This is a genomic window from Hungatella sp. L36 (assembly GCF_014288035.1).
Genome location: NZ_JACOPC010000002.1, coordinates 541,161 through 562,197 on the forward strand (window position 1 = coordinate 541,161; position 21,037 = coordinate 562,197).

19 protein-coding genes and 1 riboswitch are annotated in these 21,037 nt (G+C 51.5%); of the genes, 18 read left to right on the top strand and 1 reads right to left on the bottom strand.

Annotation, left to right across the window (positions count from 1 at the left end; translation table 11 throughout):
- From H8S80_RS08115 to H8S80_RS08190, 16 genes are all read left to right on the top strand, one after another.
- On the top strand, window positions 1-669 hold the full coding sequence (locus tag H8S80_RS08115) for an HAD family hydrolase (RefSeq protein WP_002604145.1): 669 nt from the start codon (window positions 1-3) through the stop codon (window positions 667-669).
- Window positions 666-2,606 carry a YgiQ family radical SAM protein gene (locus H8S80_RS08120; protein WP_117631691.1) on the top strand — a complete coding sequence of 647 codons (1,941 nt, stop codon included), beginning with the start codon at window positions 666-668 and terminating at the stop codon, window positions 2,604-2,606. Before H8S80_RS08115 ends, H8S80_RS08120 begins: the two co-directional genes overlap by 4 nt.
- A gap of 21 nt (window positions 2,607-2,627) precedes the next feature.
- Window positions 2,628-3,386, top strand: coding sequence for an SDR family NAD(P)-dependent oxidoreductase (locus H8S80_RS08125; protein ID WP_002604143.1), 759 nt, complete (start codon window positions 2,628-2,630; stop codon window positions 3,384-3,386).
- A 40-nt stretch (window positions 3,387-3,426) separates the two neighbouring features.
- The gene (locus H8S80_RS08130) at window positions 3,427-4,005 is read left to right on the top strand and encodes an O-linked GlcNAc transferase-like protein (protein ID WP_117631693.1); all 579 of its coding nucleotides are present in this window, start codon (window positions 3,427-3,429) and stop codon (window positions 4,003-4,005) included.
- A gap of 13 nt (window positions 4,006-4,018) precedes the next feature.
- Window positions 4,019-4,981 (top strand): RluA family pseudouridine synthase, encoded by a 963-nt coding sequence (locus tag H8S80_RS08135; RefSeq protein ID WP_002604141.1) that lies wholly within the window; start codon window positions 4,019-4,021, stop codon window positions 4,979-4,981.
- Between the two features lie 3 nt (window positions 4,982-4,984).
- A complete protein-coding gene (locus H8S80_RS08140; protein ID WP_002604140.1) occupies window positions 4,985-5,518 on the top strand; it encodes a Holliday junction resolvase RecU in 534 nt (177 codons plus the stop codon).
- 93 nt (window positions 5,519-5,611) lie between these two features.
- Window positions 5,612-6,874 carry an ATP phosphoribosyltransferase regulatory subunit gene (gene hisZ, locus H8S80_RS08145; protein WP_002604139.1) on the top strand — a complete coding sequence of 421 codons (1,263 nt, stop codon included), beginning with the start codon at window positions 5,612-5,614 and terminating at the stop codon, window positions 6,872-6,874.
- Window positions 6,875-7,040: 166 nt separating this feature from the next.
- On the top strand, window positions 7,041-7,688 hold the full coding sequence (gene hisG / locus H8S80_RS08150) for an ATP phosphoribosyltransferase (RefSeq protein WP_002604138.1): 648 nt from the start codon (window positions 7,041-7,043) through the stop codon (window positions 7,686-7,688).
- A gap of 34 nt (window positions 7,689-7,722) precedes the next feature.
- Window positions 7,723-9,015 carry a histidinol dehydrogenase gene (hisD, locus tag H8S80_RS08155; protein ID WP_002604137.1) on the top strand — a complete coding sequence of 431 codons (1,293 nt, stop codon included), beginning with the start codon at window positions 7,723-7,725 and terminating at the stop codon, window positions 9,013-9,015.
- An 18-nt stretch (window positions 9,016-9,033) separates the two neighbouring features.
- Window positions 9,034-9,621 (top strand): imidazoleglycerol-phosphate dehydratase HisB, encoded by a 588-nt coding sequence (gene hisB, locus H8S80_RS08160; protein WP_117631695.1) that lies wholly within the window; start codon window positions 9,034-9,036, stop codon window positions 9,619-9,621.
- 21 nt (window positions 9,622-9,642) lie between these two features.
- The gene (gene hisA / locus H8S80_RS08165) at window positions 9,643-10,359 is read left to right on the top strand and encodes a 1-(5-phosphoribosyl)-5-[(5-phosphoribosylamino)methylideneamino]imidazole-4-carboxamide isomerase (RefSeq protein WP_002604135.1); all 717 of its coding nucleotides are present in this window, start codon (window positions 9,643-9,645) and stop codon (window positions 10,357-10,359) included.
- A 26-nt stretch (window positions 10,360-10,385) separates the two neighbouring features.
- On the top strand, window positions 10,386-11,675 hold the full coding sequence (gene hisIE, locus H8S80_RS08170) for a bifunctional phosphoribosyl-AMP cyclohydrolase/phosphoribosyl-ATP diphosphatase HisIE (RefSeq protein WP_038258666.1): 1,290 nt from the start codon (window positions 10,386-10,388) through the stop codon (window positions 11,673-11,675).
- 331 nt (window positions 11,676-12,006) lie between these two features.
- Window positions 12,007-13,305, top strand: coding sequence for a hypothetical protein (locus H8S80_RS08175; protein WP_117631697.1), 1,299 nt, complete (start codon window positions 12,007-12,009; stop codon window positions 13,303-13,305).
- 151 nt (window positions 13,306-13,456) lie between these two features.
- Window positions 13,457-14,683, top strand: a complete 1,227-nt coding sequence (gene pepT, locus H8S80_RS08180) for a peptidase T (protein ID WP_002604132.1) — start codon at window positions 13,457-13,459, stop codon at window positions 14,681-14,683.
- Between the two features lie 13 nt (window positions 14,684-14,696).
- Window positions 14,697-14,951, top strand: a complete 255-nt coding sequence (locus H8S80_RS08185) for a TfoX/Sxy family protein (protein ID WP_002604131.1) — start codon at window positions 14,697-14,699, stop codon at window positions 14,949-14,951.
- 330 nt (window positions 14,952-15,281) lie between these two features.
- A riboswitch (NiCo riboswitch) is annotated at window positions 15,282-15,376 on the top strand.
- Between the two features lie 53 nt (window positions 15,377-15,429).
- Window positions 15,430-17,979 carry a cation-translocating P-type ATPase gene (locus H8S80_RS08190; protein ID WP_117631699.1) on the top strand — a complete coding sequence of 850 codons (2,550 nt, stop codon included), beginning with the start codon at window positions 15,430-15,432 and terminating at the stop codon, window positions 17,977-17,979.
- A 142-nt stretch (window positions 17,980-18,121) separates the two neighbouring features.
- Here H8S80_RS08190 and H8S80_RS08195 read toward each other — a convergent pair whose 3' ends face one another.
- Window positions 18,122-19,453: an MATE family efflux transporter gene (locus H8S80_RS08195; RefSeq protein WP_117631852.1), complete on the bottom strand. Its 1,332-nt coding sequence runs from the start codon at window positions 19,451-19,453 to the stop codon at window positions 18,122-18,124.
- A 186-nt stretch (window positions 19,454-19,639) separates the two neighbouring features.
- Between H8S80_RS08195 and H8S80_RS08200 the strand changes: the two genes are divergently transcribed.
- Both H8S80_RS08200 and H8S80_RS08205 read left to right on the top strand, forming a co-directional pair.
- Complete coding sequence (locus H8S80_RS08200) at window positions 19,640-20,098, top strand: Lrp/AsnC family transcriptional regulator (protein ID WP_117631701.1); 459 nt, start codon at window positions 19,640-19,642, stop codon at window positions 20,096-20,098.
- 124 nt (window positions 20,099-20,222) lie between these two features.
- Window positions 20,223-20,822: a biotin transporter BioY gene (locus H8S80_RS08205; RefSeq protein WP_002604127.1), complete on the top strand. Its 600-nt coding sequence runs from the start codon at window positions 20,223-20,225 to the stop codon at window positions 20,820-20,822.
- Window positions 20,823-21,037: the final 215 nt, after the last annotated feature.

Below are 21,037 nucleotides of genomic sequence, written 5' to 3' on the forward strand. Positions count from 1 at the left end.
ATGATGATAGAAGAGACAAAAGCGGTCATATTCGACCTGGATGGAACGCTTGTGGACTCCATGTGGATGTGGAAGGATATCGACATTGAGTTCCTTAAAAACTATGGACACGACTGTCCTCCGGAGCTGCAGAAGGAGATCGAGGGAATGAGTTTTTCCGAGACCGCCGTCTATTTCAAGGACCGGTTCGGACTGAGGGAATCCATCGAAGACATCAAAGCCATCTGGCGGGAGATGTCCATTGAGAAATACCGCCATCAGGTGCCGTTAAAGGCCGGTGCCCGTGAATTTCTCAGCCATTTGAAGTCCCGCGGCATCGCGGCCGGCATTGCCACCAGCAACGGAAGAGAGATGGTAGACGCAGTCATCGATACTTTGAAGATCGGAGACTATTTTCAAGTTATCGCCACCGCCTGCGAGGTGGCAGCCGGAAAACCGGCGCCCGACATCTATCTGAATGTAGCTGGCCGTCTGGGCGTAGCCCCTGGTAAATGCCTTGTCTTCGAAGACGTACCCGCCGGAATACTGGCTGGAAAACGGGCCGGCATGACGGTCTGTGCTGTGGATGACGAATTTTCCAGGCATATGGAAGCGGAGAAGAAGAGTCTGGCCGACTACTTTATCCGCGATTATTACGATATTATAAACAGAAATGGAGCTGCAATATGATACACGATTACCTGCCAATGAACCGCGCCGATATGAATATCCGCGGCTGGAACCAATGTGACTTTGTCTATGTGAGCGGTGACGCCTATGTGGACCACCCCTCCTTCGGACACGCCATCATAACCCGGCTTCTGGAGGCGCACGGCTACAAGGTGGGGATCATCGCCCAGCCGGACTGGAAAGATCCGGAGAGCATCCGGGTGCTGGGAGAACCCCGGTTGGGCTTCTTCGTATCCGGCGGAAATATGGACTCCATGGTAAACCACTATTCTGTTTCCAAAAAGCGGAGACAGCAGGATTCCTACACGCCGGGCGGCGTTATGGGAAAGCGGCCCGATTACGCGACGGTCGTCTACTGCAACCTGATCCGCAGCGTCTACAAACGGGTTCCCATCATCATCGGCGGCATCGAAGCCAGCTTAAGGCGGCTGGCCCATTACGATTACTGGTCTGACCGGTTAAAGCATTCGATCCTGATCGACTCCCAGGCTGATTTAATCTCCTACGGAATGGGAGAGCGGTCCGTCGTCGAGATTGCAGACGCATTAAACAGCGGAATCGATATCAAAGACATTACCTTCATAGACGGAACGGTCTACAAGACCAGCAGCCTGGACAGCGTCTACGACGCGCTGACCCTGCCATCCTACGGCGCCATGAAAGAGGAAAGACAAGAATACGCCAGGAGCTATTATATCCAATACAGCAACACGGATCCATTTACAGGGAAACGTCTGGTGGAACCGTACCAGGACAATTGCTACGTCGTTCAGAATCCGCCTTCCAAGCCATTAACCACCGAGGAGATGGATGAGGTTTACGACCTTCCGTATATGAGGAACTATCACCCGTCCTACGAAGAGGAGGGCGGTGTTCCGGCCATTCGGGAGATCAAATTCAGCCTGATCAGCAACCGCGGCTGTTTCGGCGCATGCAGCTTCTGCGCACTGACCTTCCATCAGGGACGGATCATTCAGGTGAGAAGCCATGATTCGCTGGTGGCTGAGGCAAAGCTTCTGACCGAAGAACCGGACTTTAAGGGCTATATCCACGATGTGGGCGGCCCCACCGCTGATTTCCGCTCGCCTGCCTGCGAGAAACAGCTGACCAAAGGCGCATGTCCGAACCGCCAGTGCCTGTTCCCGGAACCGTGCAGGAATTTAAAGGCAGATCACTCGGATTATATTGAACTGCTCCGGAAGCTTCGCTCTCTGCCAAAGGTGAAAAAGGTCTTCATCCGTTCCGGAATCCGGTTTGACTACGTGCTGGCAGACCCCAGCCGGAAGTTTTTAAAGGAACTGTGCCAGTACCATGTCAGCGGCCAGTTAAAGGTAGCACCGGAGCATGTGGCGGACAAGGTGCTAAGCCGCATGGGCAAGCCGCAGAATAAGGTGTACCGACAGTTTGTCAAAGAATATAAAGATATGAACGCACAGCTTGGCATGAAGCAGTATCTCGTCCCGTATTTGATGTCCTCCCATCCAGGCTCCGGCCTGCCCGAGGCCATCGAACTGGCCGAGTACTTGCGGGACCTGGGATACATGCCGGAACAGGTGCAGGATTTCTATCCGACGCCGTCCACCATCTCCACCTGCATGTACTACACCGGATACGATCCGCGCACCATGGAAAAGGTCTACGTCCCCACGAATCCGCATGAAAAGGCCATGCAGAGAGCACTCATCCAGTACCGCAATCCAAAGAATTACGAACTGGTGGAGGAAGCGCTGAAGAAAGCCGGACGCACCGACTTAATCGGTTACGACAAAAAATGTCTGATCCGTCCCAGATTTTCCGGGGGCGGACAGTCTGCCGGCGGGAAAAGGCCGGGGAATGGACAGCCATCAGGCGGTTATCCGGCTGCAAAGCAGCGGGATGACAAACCGGCGGGAAAGAGAAAGACTATAAGAAACGTTCATAAAAAGGTTAAAAAATAAAAGAGAAAAGAAGGGATTCAAATGAAGATTGCAGTTGTAACAGGGGCCTCCTCAGGAATGGGCAGAGAATTTGTCAGGCAGCTGGCGGACCGTTTTAACGGAATCGATGAAATCTGGGTTATCGCCAGACGCGAAGACCGGCTGAAGGAGCTGGTATCCACGGTTCCAGTGCGTTTGCGCATCTTCGCCGTGGATTTAACAGACCATAAGGAACTGATGGATTTTCAGTGCACGCTGGAGGAAGAGCACCCCGATGTCAAATGGCTGATCAACTCGGCGGGCTTCGGAAAGATTGGACCGGTAGGTTCTTTAAATCTTGCCGATGAAGCCGGTATGGTGGATTTAAACTGCAAAGCGCTCTGCGTGGTCACGCATATGGTGCTTCCCTACCTCTCCGGGAACAGCCGCATCATTCAGCTGGCTTCCTCGGCAGCATTTCTTCCGCAGCCGGATTTTGCCATCTACGCGGCCACGAAGTCCTTCGTACTCAGCTACAGCCGGGCGCTTAACGAGGAGTTAAAACCGCGCGGCATCTATGTGACCGCAGTATGCCCCGGACCAGTCAAGACGGAATTCTTCGATATTGCGGAGACCACGGGCGAGATTCCGGTCTACAAGCGGATCGTCATGGCGGATCCGAAGCGCGTAGTAAAGAAAGCGATCCGCGACAATATGATGGGACGGACCGTGTCGGTCTACGGCATTACCATGAAGGCATTTCATCTGCTCTGCAAGGTTCTGCCTCACGGCATGATCTTAAGAATCATGAAGGCGCTATAACAAACGGGGATTGAATCAACACTATACCGATAAAAAAGGAATGACAACTGTGAAAAAATACAACAAGGGGCAGTACGGATACCGGAACCATCATAAGAAAGTGGAGACAGGCAAAGTCGCCTTCGGAGCAGCCATGATTATCGCCCAGCTGATCGCAAGATATTTTGTGGACAACACGGCCTGGAAGAATATTCTGACGGTCATGGCCATCCTTTCCGTTCTTCCCACGGCCAACGTGGCCTCACCGCTTCTCGCGGCCTGGCGTTATAAGACGCCCTCCGAGGACTTTCACCGGAGAGCGGCAGGGTATGAGGGACGTTTTTCCATTCTCTACGACTTAATCATCACCACCAGAGACGCTATCATCCCGGCGGATGCAGCCATTGTCCATCCCAGCGGCGTATTCCTATACTGTACCTCGCCGAAGCTGGACACTGCAAAAGCGGAGAAATTCTTAAAAGAGATGTTTGCGGGACACAAGCTGGATCTTAGCGTGAAGATCATTCTCGATGAAAAGGCATTTTTCCACCGGATGGAGAGCCTGAAGCCGGCGGAAGAATACGAGGATGACGGCAGTGTGGACTACACGCTCCAGCTGCTTAAAAATCTATCCATGTAAGGGGAATTGAAAGATGCGTTCTCTCATTGTTTCTGAAAATGAATCGGGTCAGCGGCTCGACAAGCTGCTGGCCAAATACTTAAATCTGGCCGGTAAGGGATTTCTCTATAAGATGATGCGCAAGAAGAACATCACGCTGAATGGGAAAAAATGCGATGGCTCGGAGAAGCTCGTCCAGGGAGACGAGGTCAAGCTGTTCTTCTCCGAGGAGACCATTGAGAAGTTTTCCTCTCATACGCTCCAGGAGGTCAAAAAGGTGAATCTGCATATCATTTATGAGGATGACCATATTCTACTGGTCAACAAGCCTTCGGGAATGCTTTCCCAGAAAGCGAAGGACACCGATGAATCCCTGGTGGAATACATCATCGATTACCTCATATCCAGCGGACAGTTATCCACAGAACAGCTCCAGAGCTTCCGCCCATCCGTCTGCAACCGCCTGGACAGAAACACCAGCGGCCTCGTCGTCGCCGGCAAGTCTCTGCCGGGCCTTCAGATTATGTCCGCGGTCTTCAAGGACAGAAGCCTGCATAAATACTACCGGTGCGTGGTAAAGGGCCGTGTGACGGAAAAACAGGTCATTACCGGATTTCTTAAAAAGGACGAGGCCACGAACCAGGTGACCGTCACCACAACGGAAACGGCGGGAAGCGTTCCCATTATGACGGAATATGAACCGCTCGGCTGGGCGGAGGACTGCACGCTGTTAAGCGTCAAGCTGATTACAGGGCGGACCCATCAGATCCGGGCGCATCTGGCCTCTATCGGCCATCCCATTCTTGGGGACTACAAATACGGCGACAGCTCGGTCAATGAAGAGGCGAAAAAGCGCTGGAATATCCGTTCCCAGATGCTTCATTCCTGTACGGTGACATTTCCGCAGCTGCCGGAACCGCTGACCGGTCTTTCCGGCAAAACCTTTTCAGCGCCGCTCCCGCAGACCTTCCGGAAAATCTGCCGGGATTGGAGTTAGGCTATGGGAACATGGAACACGAGGGGCTTAAGAGGCTCCGCACTGGAAGATATCATAAACCGCAGCAACGACAGCTACCGTGAGAAGAAACTGGCCCTGATCCAGAAGGTGCCGACCCCGATTACCCCCATCTCCATCGATAAGGAGAGCCGCCACATCACGCTGGCTTATTTTGATCAGAAGAGTACGGTAGACTACATCGGGGCCGTACAGGGGATTCCCGTCTGTTTTGACGCCAAGGAGTGCGCCGTGGAGACGTTTCCCCTGCACAATATCCACCCGCATCAGATTGCCTTTATGCGTGAATTCGAGGAGCAGGGAGGCATCTCCTTCATCATCCTGTCCTATACGGTGAAAAATGAGATATATTATCTTCCGTTCGACGAAATCCTTCGATTCTGGACTCGAATGGAGGAGGGCGGGCGCAAAAGCTTCACCTATGAGGAAGTGGATAAGTCCTGGCAGATACGCAGCTGCCGGGATATCTTTGTCCACTATCTGGAGATGATTCAGAAAGATTTGGACAGAAGAGATTGACAAGTCGGGCAGTGTCCCTTATAATAAACTACACGTTATCATGGTAGCACTTTACCATACGAAAGCAGTATGCAGCAACGTTCGGAGGAAGCTATGGCAAACAAATTATTACATACACCGGATGGCGTCCGGGACATCTACGGAGTGGAATGTACCCGAAAGGCAGCCATTCAGAACAGGATCTTAGAGATATTCCATCTGTACGGATATCAGGACATTGAAACGCCGACCTTTGAATTCTTTGATATCTTTAATGAATCCCGCGGAAGCGTTAAAGCGAAAGAGATGTTTAAGTTTTTCGACAGGGACAACCATACCCTGGTGCTCCGGCCCGATGAGACGCCGGCGATCGCCAGATGTGTGACGAAGTATTTTACAGAAGAGGATATGCCTTTGCGGCTCTGCTATTTGGAGCGGACCTTTATCAATAACACCAGCTACCAGGGACGGCTCAAGGAAGCGGCCCAGACCGGTGTGGAACTGATCGGTGACGACTCGTCCGACGCGGATGCGGAGATTCTCGCCATGGTTATCCGGGCCCTGAAGGCGGCTGGCCTCACGGAATTCCAGGTGGAGCTGGGAGAGGTCGATTTCTTCCGCGGCCTTCTAGAGGAAGCCGGCATGGACGAGGAGATGGAGGAGAAGCTTCGTGAGCTGATCGAGAACAAGAATTATTTCGGCGTGGAGGAGCTGGTGATGGAACAGCCCATTCCACAGGAATTAAAGGATGCATTTCTAAAGCTTCCTGAACTGTTCGGTTCCCTGGAGGAGATCCAGGCCGCCAGAGAGTTTACGAAAAACCCGCGGGCCTTACGGGCGATTGACCGTCTGGAAGAGGTGAATCGGATTCTGGAATATTACGATTTGTCGGAATACGTTTCGTATGACCTTGGAATGCTGAGCCAGTACCAGTATTACACCGGAATCATTTTCAAGGCCTATACTTACGGAACCGGAGATTACATCGTAAACGGCGGGCGGTACGACAAGCTTCTCGTCCAGTTCGGAAAGGATGCACCGGCCGTGGGCTTCGGAATCTCCGTCGATGATCTGATGCTGGCTTTATCCAGACAGAAGATCGATACGCCGGTCCGGGTGGTCAATACCATGATTCTCTTCGAGCCGGAATCCAGAGAGCAGGCGATCCAGCTTGCGAAGCACTTCCGCGATACCTCCATGCCGGTGCAGCTTCAGCTTAAGAAGGCAGACAAGACGCTGGAGGCGTATAAAGCCTATGCGGGGCGCACCACCATTACGAACCTGCTGTACTTAGATGAGAAGGGCTTTTCCGTAAAGATCGTGAACTTGAACTTAGACCGGATGGACGAGATACCGCTGTCCGAATACTTAAAATGAGGTAACAGTTCAGACGGCGGAAAAATCAGTGCAAAGGCGGGCGTTAAGCTTGTTTATAAGACCGTTTTTGCACTGATTATTCCATCGGATGGACATTCGATGCTTCTTGACCGTTTTTTCGGTCAAGAAGATGAGCCGTCTGAACTGTTACAAGATGAGGGATGACATGAGATATTTGACATTTGCCCTGGCAAAGGGCCGTCTGGCAGAACAGTCGCTGGATCTGCTGGAAAAAATCGGAATCACATGTGAAGAGATGCGGGATAAGAGTTCCCGGAAGCTGATCTTTACAAACGAGGAGCTGGGGATGCGTTTCTTCCTGGCCAAGGCAAGCGATGTGCCGACCTACGTGGAGTACGGCGCCGCCGACATCGGCGTGGTCGGAAAGGACACCATCCTGGAAGAGGGCCGGAAGCTCTATGAGGTGATGAACTTAGGGCTGGGTAACTGCCGTATGTGTGTCTGCGGACCGAAAGAGGCAGAAGAGCTGTTAAAGCATCACGAGAGAATCCGTGTGGCCACCAAATATCCGGCCATTGCAAAGGATTACTTTTACAATAAAAAGCACCAGACCGTGGAGATTATCAAGCTGAACGGCTCCATTGAGCTTGCCCCCATCGTCGGCCTCTCCGAGGTCATCGTGGACATTGTAGAGACGGGCACGACGCTCAAGGAAAACGGCTTAACTGTGCTGGAAGAGATCTGTCCGCTGTCTGCCCGCATGGTAGTCAACCAGGTCAGCATGAAGCGGGAAAACGACCGGATTACCCGTCTGATCCATGATTTGAGGAATTTAATGCAGTCGATGGGCTGATGTTTTAAAACGCTCACTACAAGGAGGAAAACAAATGAGAATTGTTGCGTTAGACGAAACTTCCAAAAAGGATATTCTCGCAGACTTATTAAAGCGTGATCCGAACAATTATACCGCCTATTCAGATACGGTCCAGGAGATCGTGGACACAGTAAAACGTGACCGCGACGCGGCCGTATTTTCCTATACAGAGCAGTTTGACCATGCCGTGATAGACGCCTCCACCATCCGGGTGACAAAAGAGGAGATTGAAGAGGCCATGAGAGAGGTGGAACCGGGACTTTTGGAGGTCATGAAGCGCTCCATGAAGAATATCCGGGCCTTCCACGAGAAGCAGAAGACGTACAGCTGGTTTGACAGCAAGCCGGATGGAACGATACTGGGCCAGAAGATCACAGCGCTTTCCAGTGTCGGCGTCTACGTTCCCGGCGGCAAGGCGGCTTATCCGTCCTCCGTTCTCATGAACATCATTCCCGCCGAGGTGGCCGGAGTCGAGAAGATCGTCATGGTAACCCCTCCGGGCAGAGACGGAAAGGTCAATCCCGTGACCCTCACCGCGGCGCATCTTGCAGGGGCGACCGAGGTCTATAAAGTGGGCGGCGCCCAGGCTATCGCGGCACTGGCGTTTGGTACCGAATCCATCCCGCGGGTCAATAAAATCGTAGGCCCCGGCAATATCTTCGTGGCGCTGGCCAAGAAGGCGGTATACGGCCATGTCAGCATCGACAGCATCGCCGGTCCCAGCGAAATTCTGGTCCTGGCCGATGAGAGTGCCAATCCCCGTTTTGTAGCGGCGGATCTCTTATCTCAGGCGGAACACGATGAACTGGCCTCTGCCATTCTGGTTACCACCAGCATGGACCTGGCAAAGAAGGTATCGGAAGAGGCGAAGCGGTTCACAAAGGAGCTCTCCCGCTCAGAGATCATTCAGAAATCACTGGATAATTACGGCTACATCCTGGTGGCAGACACCATGGCAGACGCCCTGGAAACGGTCAATGAAATCGCTCCGGAGCATTTGGAGATCGTGACGAAGAATCCATTTGAAGACATGACTCGTGTGAAAAATGCGGGAGCCATCTTCATCGGGGAATACAGTTCTGAGCCTCTTGGCGACTACTTCGCAGGCCCGAACCACGTGCTTCCGACCAACGGAACGGCAAAGTTCTTCTCCCCGCTGAACGTAGACGACTTCGTGAAGAAATCCAGCATCATTTACTATTCCAAAGACGCTCTGGAGGCCATTCATGAGGATATCGAGGCATTTGCAGAGGCAGAGCAGCTGACCGCACATGCCAATTCTGTCAGGGTCAGATTTGAAAAATAGAGAAGAGAGGACGAGGATATGGGAAGAACTGCGGAAATAACGAGAGTGACGAAAGAGACGGATATCCGCCTGAAGCTGAACCTGGACGGATCGGGCAGCGCTTCTGTTCAGACGGGAATCGGCTTCTTTGATCATATGCTGAACAGCTTTGCCCGCCACGGCCTGTTTGATCTGGACGTGGAAGTGAAGGGCGATTTGGAGGTCGATACCCACCATACGATCGAGGATACGGGCATCGTGCTGGGCACCGCCATCAAAGAGGCGGTTGGCAATAAGAAATCGCTTAAACGGTATGGAAATATGATTCTTCCCATGGATGAGTCCCTGCTTCTCTGTGCCATCGATTTATCGGGCCGCCCCTACTTCGTTTTCGACGCGGCCTTTACAGCCGAGAGAGTCGGGCAGCTTGAGACCGAGATGGTAAAGGAGTTCTTCTACGCCGTTTCCTATGCGGCGGAAATGAATCTTCATATCAGAAAGCTGTCCGGGGAGAATAACCATCATATCATTGAGGGCATCTTCAAGGCATTTGCCAAGGCTCTCGACGAGGCCACACAGACGGACCCCAGAATCACGGATGTGTTGTCGACAAAAGGGACACTGTAAACCGGGAAGAAGGAGAATATTATGCAGTTATATCCGGCTATTGACATGAAAAACGGACAGTGTGTCCGCTTAAGACAGGGAAAGTTCAAAGAGATCACCGTTTATTCCGATTCTCCGGAGAAGGTGGCGGCATACTGGGAATCACAGGGGGCCACATTCCTGCATCTGGTGGATTTGGATGGCGCGCTGGCAGGCTATTCGGTCAATGAAGACGCCATCAGACGGATCGTCGCAGCCTTCTCCAAGCCGATCGAGATCGGCGGCGGAATCCGGACAGAGGAGGCCATCGAGCGTATGCTGAATTTGGGCGTCAGCCGCGTAATCATCGGGACAAAGGCGGTCCAAAATCCCCTTTTCCTTCGCGACGCAGTTACCCATTTCGGCGCAGACCGGATCGTCGCCGGTGTGGATGCGAAAAATGGGCTGGTAGCCATCGAAGGCTGGGAGAAGGTCAGCGAAATAACGGCATCGGATCTATGCGGTCAGATGAAGGAATACGGCGTCCGCCATGTGGTTTATACCGATATTTCCAGAGACGGCATGCTCACCGGCCCCAATGTGGAGGCCACAAAGGCCCTGACAGAGGCAACCGGCATGGACATCATCGCTTCCGGAGGAATGTCTTCCATGGACGATTTGAGACGCCTTCATGAGGCTGGTGTAAAGGGAGCAATTATTGGAAAAGCTCTGTATGAAAACAGAATTAATCTAAAAGAAGCGGTGGAAGCATTCGAATGACAGTGGTGCGGAAGGAGAATGATGTTATGAACGAATATAAAAAGGTGATTCCGGGATTCGGTATCCGCGAGGGAAAGGCGGCCGCACTGTGGGGTGCAGACTGCTGTGAGAATGATGTCCTCGCGCTTTCCCGGTATTACGGTGACAGCGGCGCCGATGAGCTGTTCCTCTATGATCTGTCCGAAACGGATGAGGATCACGAGCGTTCCATCGGACTGATCAAGGAAATCGCCAGAACGGCCGATGTCCCCATTATAACCGGAGGCCGCGTCAGACGTCTGGAGGATGTGAAGAAATACCTCTACGCAGGCGCAAAGGCCGTATTTCTCAATGTAGATGTAGATGAAAATGTAGACTTGATGAAGGAGGCCTCCGACCGTTTCGGTGATGATAAGATCTACGCCTGGCTGCCGGATTTCACCTGGCTGGAACGGACTGCGGAATACAGCCAGCTTGGCGCTTCCGTCATGATTCTCGGATGTGCCTGTCCGTCGGAAGCGGAGACCGCGCGGCTGGAGGAGAAGGAAGAGACGTTTATCCTCTCATCTGATTGTCCTGATGCGGCTGTATTTTCCTCTATGTTGGCTTCTGGCCGTGTATCCGGCGTCATCGGTTCCATGACCGGAAAATCACCTTCCTGCATGGAATTAAAGCAGCAGTTAAAGAAGAACGGTATTGCAGTTGATACCTTTGAAAGTGCGGTGGCGTGGGAAGACTTTAAGCTGAACTCCGACGGACTGATCCCCGTGATCGTCCAGGATTACCGGACCTCCGAGGTTCTTATGATGGCCTATATGAATCAGGAAGCCTTTGAGGCGACGCTTCACAGCGGCCTCATGACGTATTTCAGCAGAAGCCGCCAGAGTCTCTGGCTGAAGGGTGAGACCTCCGGCCATTACCAGTATGTGAAGTCTCTCTCCTTAGACTGCGACAACGATACCCTGTTGGCAAAGGTCAATCAGATCGGCGCGGCCTGCCATACGGGAGCGCGCAGCTGCTTCTTCCAGACGTTGGTAAAGAAGGAGTATCAGGAGACGAATCCTTTAAAGGTATTTGAAGACGTTTTCGCCATTATTCTCGACCGCAAGGAGAATCCGAAGGAGGGTTCCTATACCAATTATCTGTTCGACAAGGGAATCGATAAGATCCTGAAGAAGCTGGGCGAGGAAGCGACAGAGATTGTGATTGCGGCTAAAAATCCTGACCCGGAGGAAGTGAAGTATGAGATTTCCGACTTCCTGTACCACATGATGGTATTGATGGCGGATAAGGGTGTAACCTGGGAAGATATTACGCGGGAACTGGCAAACAGGTAAGTAAGAAATAAGATAGAGGCGATGAGTTGACATAATAATTTTATGTTAATCTGTATAGAAAAATCCTTTGAGAGAAGATAAATGCTATTTTCTTTTAAAGGATTTTTTGTGGTGAAAAATGGAGGCTGCAAAGATAAAATCTGTTCATGTAAACAGTGACTTTTTATGTGGGGTATGATACTGTTACTGTATATGATACTGTTGCTGTATATGATTCTGTTACTGTATATGATATTGTTTCGCTATATCATATCGTATCAATATACAAAGTCAGCTCTATTCCCTATAAATGCAGAAAAAGCAAAATGCAGAAAGAGCAGGTGAGAATAAAATGTCACGAAGAAGAAAGTATGCACTGGCCTGTTTTCTGTTTCCGTTGATCTCCATCTTACTTATATCGTGCAGACAGGCTCCGGGCATGGGTGAGGAAACTTTACAGACAGAAAGCATGTCTGCCACCATGCCCGTGACCACAGACGATTCTGCGACATCGGAACCATCTGAAACATTTGAGCCATCAGAGTCGTCATCAGCCAACCAGCCCTCCATTCCCGATACCTGCGGCAAGATTGCCGCACAGATCAGCACCTTTATGAGCCAATACCGATCCAGCGTCTATTACGATGAGCCAACCGATTCGTTTGTCATCAATATCAAAGGCAGTACAAGAGATTTCGTGGATCTCAGCACAGAGGGCGGAACCATTACCCGTTATACGGATAAAGGGGGGAAAATATACCGGTACCGACTGGTTCTTTATGGTGAGACCGGTCGCATGGAGAGCAATTATTTTTTCACCAGTCACTTTATTTATTATACCAGCTTGGAGGAAGATTACTGCGTTCCTCCCATCATCATAGGAGAGACTGACATACTGGAGCAGACGCTGACGGAAGGTATTCTTATAGATGGAGTCTGCTATCGCTACGACCGTCTCAGGGATCAAATCCTTATGACAGATGTGATCGAATTCGTCTATACGCCGGAGGAACTGGCTGACATATATGAAAAGGCAGTAGTAAGCCCTGAGACAGCGGCAGCCAGCGAAGAAGAAATCTATTCCCAGCAGACTTCTCCTGAGACCGCAGTCAGCCTGTACCGCGAACTTTTAAAGGATGATACCATGTATTCCCTTACGGCTACGGCCGACTATCCAATGGGAGATGGGAATGCCGTTTATGCCTTCGGAGACTGCAATGGAGACGGGGTCCCGGAGCTGCATATCGTGGGCGGTTATTTCTATAATATCTATACGTGCCGCAGCGGAAAGCTCGCCCTGCTCCGAAGCTCTGACAGATATGCCAGGCCTTTGACTCCATTGAAGGACGGCGGAATGATCGGTTATAAGGCAACCGGTCTCAGCTACGACTGCTATTACTATCGAAGACTGGATTTTGACGGTTTCCTTATCGATTCCGAATCCCGTGATTTCCTCGTGGAATTTGCGGTGGACGGCGACCCTGACAAGAATACCTATACGATGGACGGTGATCCCTGTACGAAGGAACAGTGGGAAAATGAAATTGCCCCCTATCGCGACATGCTGGATAACCCTGCTTTGCAGCTTTCATGGGACTACGTATTTCCAGAAGCTGTGAGGGCGGAATTAGCGGACAGCAGGCGGGATTAGTCAGGCCAGGAAACACATAATAGGGGCTTTCACCCTGTTCGTGTTTATGTTATAATTAGAAAATTGAGAGAAGAAGGTCTGAAGGGACAGAAACCGTCAGATACTTATCACAACGATACAGAGATCTATAGCTCAAAGGAGGACATGAATCATGTCAGAAGTTTTAAATCACTTTTTAAAGTATGTTTCCTACGATACCGAATCGAAGGAAGACGTGGAAGAATTTCCGAGCACGGAAAGCCAGCGTGTCTTAGCGGAGGTACTGGCGGAAGAACTGCGCGCCATGCATGCACAGGACGTGCGCGTGGATCAGAACTCATACGTATATGCCACCATACCGGCCACCATGGACAAGAAGGTTCCGGTAATCGGCTTTATCGCTCATATGGATACGGCTCCGGCTTACTCCGGTGCCAATGTACACCCGCAGATTGTAAAACAGTATGACGGCGGAGACATCCTGATGAATCAGGAGACCGGTCTCACCATGAAGACAGCCGATTTCCCTGATCTGTTAAAGTATAAGGGACAGGACATTGTCACCACGGACGGCACCACACTGCTTGGTGCGGACGACAAGGCCGGTGTCGCAGAAATCATGACCATGGCAGAGTATCTTCTGGCTCACCCGGAGATTCCCCACGGAACGATCCGCATTGGCTTCACACCGGATGAGGAAGTGGGACACGGCGCAGATTTATTCGATGTGGCAGGATTCGCCGCAGATGCCGCCTATACCGTGGATGGCGGAGGATTAGGAGAATTGGAATATGAGAACTTCAATGCAGCCTCCGCGAAGGTGGATATCCACGGCTCCAGCATTCATCCAGGCTCCTCCAAAGGAAAGATGAGGAATGCGATACTCATGGCCATGGAGTTCCACAACATGCTTCCGGTCTTTGAAAATCCCATGTATACAGAAGGCTATGAAGGATTTTTCCATCTGGATTCCATGCGCGGAACCGTGGAAGAGGCTCATTTAGACTACATCATCCGCGATTTTGACGAGAAAAAGTTTGCGGAGAAGAAAGAGTTTATCACGCGTGTTGCCGCCTACTTAAATGACAGATACGGAAAAGGCACCGTGAATCTGGAACTCAAGGAAAGCTACCGCAACATGAAAGAAATCATCGAGCCGAATATCTATCTGATCGACATTGCCAAAGCGGCGATGGAAGAGATCGGCATCGAACCGATCGTAACTCCGATCCGCGGAGGCACCGACGGCGCCCGTCTTTCCTACATGGGTCTTCCGTGTCCGAATCTCTGCACCGGAGGCTATAATTTCCACGGTAAGTATGAGTTTATTCCGGTACAGTCCATGGAAAAAGTGGTTGAGCTCCTGCTAAAGATTGTAGAAAAATTCGCAGAACGCTAAAGGAGGATTCTTTATGGGAGAACTGGCGAAGCTGCCGAATATCGGCAAAGTAGTGGAGGAACAGTTAAATCAGGTCGGTATCACGACTTATGAAGAACTTAAGGAGCTCGGAAGCCGTCAGGCCTGGCTGCGTATCAAGGCCATCGATGACTCCGCCTGCATTCATCGTCTCTATTCGCTGGAGGGAGCCATACTCGGCATAAAGAAAACGGAGCTTGACGCGGAAACAAAGGCGGATTTGAAAGACTTTTATAATTCGTTTCGTTAGAATCGGGCTGCCTGGTTTTCTGAAATTTATAAAGAACGACAGAGTGTACCGCGTTGTGCGGTATCCTCTGTCGTTTTTTATTTTCTTACACGAAAGTTCGTCCTATGAAATAAAAAACCTCCGGGAGGATGCGCACTCCGCGCCAAGGAAGTATGGCCGCTGAAGCGACCGCGCTTCGGCGCGAGAGTCCGGCGAGCCGGACTCTTTCTTGTTATAATCCTGCATTCAATCCTCTTGACAAATCCTTTGTCACATCTTTCTCTCCTCCATCATAAAATAACATCAGATAATCTCTTTGCACTGCATTCCATCTGAAAGGATGCGGGATCAACAGTACAAACTGAGCAGGCAATGTCTGTAAATGACATGAAGCCGGGCCGTCGAGACGGCAGCAGATGGGTATCAGGCGCATCTGTGGGACAGTAGTATGTTCCACAGGTGCGCCTTTTTTGTCGTAATCTATTATGGGAGGTTCCTTATGGAGACTTGGAACAATGGGATGCCGGAAGGTCTGACAACCGCCGGTGCACAAAAGCTTCTCGAAAAGTACGGAAGAAATGAACTGACTCCGCAAAAGAAAGAAAGTTTTTTTAAGAAAGCACTCCACGTTATGGCGGAACCCATGTTTCTCCTTTTGATGATCGCTTCGGTGATCTACTTCATCTTAGGAGAGCCGCGGGATGGAGCAGTGATGCTCCTGTTTGTCACCTGTATGATCACCATCGATGTGGCCCAGGAATGGAAGACCGACCGCACGCTGCGTGCGCTCAGGGATTTGTCTGCTCCGCGAGTAACGGTAATCCGCGACGGTGTCAGACAGGAGATTGCCAGCGCGGAGCTGGTGCCCGGGGATATCATGGTGCTCTGCGAGGGCATCAAGATTCCGGCCGACGGCTCCATCGTATCCTGCAGCGATTTCTGTGTCGATGAATCAACGCTTACCGGTGAACCGGTCCGTGTCTGGAAGCATGCCCGGTCGTCCAATACCGATCCGTCCCCGGAACCGGAGAGCAGCGAAGGCTACTGGAAACACGATTTCTGCTACGCAGGCACCCTGGCTGTACAGGGAAATGCTTATGTTCTGGTGGAAAAGACAGGTGCGGCCACGGAATACGGAAAGGCGGGAAGCCACGTTCTGGAAGCGGAAAAGGTGATGACTCCGCTTCAGAAGCAGACGAAGAGCCTGGTCACCGTCTGTGCGGGAATCGCAGCGCTGTTGTTTCTCCTCGTCAGCGCCTTCACGTACATCAATCTGGCCGGTTATCCCTTCCAGGAACGCCTGATCAAAAGCATTTTGTCGGGAGTCACCCTGGCCATGGCCATGATACCGGAGGAATTTCCCGTGGTTCTCACCGTCTTTCTCTCCATGGGAGCATGGCGGCTGGCTAAGAAGCACTCTCTGGTGCGTCATCTGCCTTCGGTCGAGACTCTGGGAGCCGTCTCTGTCCTCTGTGTGGATAAGACCGGAACCATCACGAAGAACCATATGGAAGTGAAAACGTTGTGGCCCGAGGCCGCCAGGGACAGCGGGCTGGTATTCCTTATGGGGCTGGCCTGCGAGACCGACGCCTATGACCCCATGGAGAAAGCCATGCTGGAATACTGTGAGAAGTCTGGAGTTACAAAGGATGATCTCTTTCGCGGCACGCTTATTCAGGAGTATGCATTTACCAACGAATCCAGGCGAATGGGGCATGTCTGGGAGCTGGATGGGGAACGCCTCGTAGCTGCCAAGGGGTCTCCGGAAGCCATTCTCGAACTCTGTTCCCTCTCTGAAGATGAGCGGAAGGCGGTGGAAGAGAAGGTCGCGGAGCTGTCCGGAGAAGGACTCCGTGTCATCGCCATGGCGTCTGCGGCCCTGCCCCCGGATGAAAATGTCCCGGACTCTCTGGCTGGATGCGGCCTCCTGTTTTCCGGGCTTGCAGGACTTTATGATCCGCCGAGGGAAGGCATAAGGGAAGATATTGCCCTCTGCCGGTGGGCAGGTATCCGTATCGTCATGATCACCGGAGACAGCGGCTTAACTGCGGCGGCCATCGCTGCGCAGACCGGCATCGACTGGGAGAGCGGCAGTGTCACCGGTGAGATGCTGGACCGCATGACAGAGGAAGAGCTGCTGCAGACCGTAAAGTCGGTATCGATCTTCGCGCGGGTCATTCCCGAGCACAAAATGCGGATTGTCAAGGCTCTGAAGGATAGCGGGGAGATCGTCGCCATGACCGGGGACGGAGTCAATGATGCGCCTGCGCTGAAATATGCGGACATTGGAATCGCTATGGGAAAACGGGGAAGTGAGGTATCCAGGGAGGCCGCAGACTTAATCCTGATGGATGATAACTTTCACACCATTGTCGAGACCGTGCGGGATGGGCGGCGGATCTACGACAATATCCGAAAAGCGGTGGGATATATCTTCACCATCCATATCCCCATTGCCCTGGCCTCCCTTTCGGCCTCCATGCTGGGGATCGCACCTTCTGCGCTCATGTTTCTGCCTGTACACATCGTATTAATGGAACTGATGATTGATCCGACCTGCTCCGTGATCCTGGAGCGGCAGCCCGCAGAATCGTGCGTCATGTGCAGACCGCCGCGGAAACGATCGGAAAAGCTGCTGCGCCTTTCCTCTCTGACAAAAAGTATCGTGCAGGGGCTTGTCCTTTTCGGCACCTCCTTCGGAAGCTATTACCTGACGCTCAGTCAGGGGGAATCTGCCCCGCAGGCGCGCTCCATGGGGCTTTCCATCGTGATCCTGGGCAATCTGTTCCTTGTGCTGGTCAATGCTTCCGAGTGCGACAGCGCCTGGTGCTCCGCGAAGAAACTGGCGCGGGACCGCGTCATGCGTCTGGCCGCCTTTATGACGTTGCTGCTTCTGGGAGTCAGCCTTTACAGCCCAATTCATTCATTTTTGAAGCTGGCGCCCTTATCCCTGCTCCAATTCTTTACAGCACTCTGCATCGCTGCCGTTTCTGTACTCTGGTATGAGCCTGTAAAAGCAGTAAGGAATCGAAAATACAAAGAAACGTGAACGCCCAAAGCATAAAATAAAAAGATGAAGTCCGGACCCTGTGATCCATACTTCATCTTTTTATAATGCCCATAATACCCATAATCCCCGTAATGCACGTAATACCTATAATGCCCTTTCTACAACGTCCTGGCCGGCACTTCTATAGCAGCCGCCGTCTGTACCGGATAAAGTACCCCAACCCAACCGCATCCGCCAGAAACCACCCAATGGGCACCGACCACCAGATTCCAACCACACCGATCGCCGGAATGGAAGACAGAACATAGGCGAGCAGGACGCGGGTTCCCAGGGAGATGATCGTGAGCACCACGGACATGCCTGGCTTTCCCAGCGCACGGTAAAGTCCATAGAGCAGAAACAGACAGCCGATTCCGCAGTAAAAAGCCCCCTCAATATGAAGGTACCGCATTCCTTCCGCAATAATAGCCGTCTCCCGTTCACTGACAAACAGAAGCATCAGCGGACGCGCAAAGATCCAGATAATCGCGGAAATCCCAAGGCAGAACAGAAAGGAGACGAGGACCGCTCCCTTAAATCCGGTCTGAATCCGGTCCTTCCTTCCTGCGCCAAAATTCTGGGCAATAAAGGAGGAGAAGGCGTTGCCAAAGTCCTGTACCGGCATATAGGCAAAGGAATCAATCTTCACGGCGACCGCAAATGCCGCCATCACTGTTGTACCAAAGCTGTTGACAAGACCCTGCACCATCAGGATGCCGAGATTCATGACGGACTGCTGGACACACGTCAGCACGGAAAATCCGGCAATCTCTTTTAAGCAGGAGCGGCGGATTCTCATGTGTTCTTTCCCGATACGCAGCCACGGGCAGGAAAACCAGGAATAGACGGCAATTCCAATTCCCGAAACGTACTGGGAGATTACGGTGGCTTCAGCGGCTCCGGCGACACCGCGGTGAAGTCCCAGCACAAACCAGAGGTCCAGAGCGATATTCAGCACGGCGGAAACAGCTAAAAACAGCAGAGGCGTGACGGAATTACCAATGGCGCGCAGGAGACAGGAAAAATAGTTATAGAGAAACACAGCCATGATACCGCAGAATATGACAATCAGGTACTCCCGCATCATCCCCCGTATTTCCTCCGGCACTCTTAAAAAAACAAGAATCAGATCCGCACTCCAAAAGGCCAGCAGATTCAGGAGGATACTGATTACCGCAATGAGAAGGAAGGAGGTAAAGATACTTTCTTTCAGCCCGTCAAAATCCTTCTGCCCAAACCGGATCGAAAAGACGGCGCTGCTTCCCATACAGAGTCCCAGCAGGATTGAGGTCAGAAAAGTCATCAGGGTAAATGCGGATCCCACCGCAGCCAGTGCGTCCGGCCCGAGGAAACGGCCCACAATGAGAGTATCCGCCACATTATAGCACTGCTGTAAAAGATTGCCTAAAATCATGGGAACCGCAAAGAGAAGCATGGTTTTCATCACCGGCCCCTGTGTTAAATCACCTTTCATCATCGCGCAAAACCTTTCTATATGTAATTTATAACTTACGTTTCGTAATTATTATATCGGTTAAAAGAGCGTGTGTCAATTAATAGATTGCCTTTTGCAGCAATTGATTTTATAATATCAGGAGAGTAACTGGTGAAATGATTGTATCTATGACCGTGAAAAACGATCGTAAAAGAAGGAGATAACATGTTTCTTGAAGGCCTGGATGAATTGGATGAGAAAATTGTACAGCTGTTGATTAAAAATGCCCGCATGTCCTATTCGGAAATAGGCAGCCTGGTCGGTATCTCACGGGTGGCCGTCAAGATGCGGGTCCAGTCGCTGGAAAAACGGGGCGTGATCGAAGAGTATACCACCATTATCAATCCCCAGAAGATCAGCGGAGCCGTATCCTGCTACTTTGAGATTGAGACAAGCCCGGACACACTGGCCCAGGTAACAGAGACACTGCGCCGGAACGAAACCATCACCCAGATCTACCGTGTCACCGGAAAGAACAAGCTCCATGTACACGCGGTCGCCGCGTCGGGAGAGGAGATGGAACAGCTGATCGAGGAAGTGATAGACCCGCTTCCCGGAGTACTCAGCAGCAGCTGCAACATGATTCTGTCCCGGATCAAGGATATCAAGGGGCTGCGGCTGTGACGCTGCGGTACACGCCTACGTTTCACACCGCAGTCCGTCTAAAAAAAGATTGTAAAATTTATAAAAAAAGTGTACAATCATCATGAGCACTTGCGAAAGCTGAGACAGAAAGGTGAGGATACAGATGAGAGAGAAAAATGGAGTGATAGCTCAAAGAAGAGAACTGACGAAGGATATGGCGATTTGTGGTCTTTTTGCCTCATTAATTGCGGTAGGGGCCTTTTTAAAGATTGTAATTCCGGTTGGCGTGGATACGATGAATTTCACACTTCAATGGCTTTTCGTGCTTCTGGCAGGTCTTCTGCTGGGATCGAAGCGGGCATTTTACAGTGTCACAACGTATCTGGTCATTGGATTGGTAGGATTTCCGGTTTTTGCGCGCGGCGGCGGCCCTGCCTATTTAATCCGGCCGACCTTTGGCTTTCTGCTGGGCTTTGCCTTTGCGGCCTATGCGATGGGAAAGGTATGTGAGATCCTGCATTCGTCAAAGATCAGGACCTGGATCCTTGCGGCGGCGATCGGTTACGTCATTTATTATGGAACGGGAATCTTATATTTTTACTTTATTACACATTTTATAGTCGTTACACCGAACACCGTAGGCTGGGCGGCGATTTTCGCAGTCTATTGTCTGCCTACCATGTTTCCGGATGGCCTGCTGTGCATTCTTGCCATTATGCTGGCTGCAAGGCTGCGTCCGGTAGTGTCGCAGATGCTGTCATAGAAAGGAACAAAAAAAGATGGATGGGGATTCTTTCATCTTCCTGCCATAGAATCAGGATTACAAACAGCGGACTCTTCGGAGTCCGTTTTTCTATTTCATGCGTATATGTCCCGCCTGCTGCCGGTTTCACTTGCCGGTTTCATTTGCCGGTTTTATTTGCTTGTTTCACGCGCTATTTACTCTGTCCATATGTGGTTGAGTTTTTTTCGGTTATG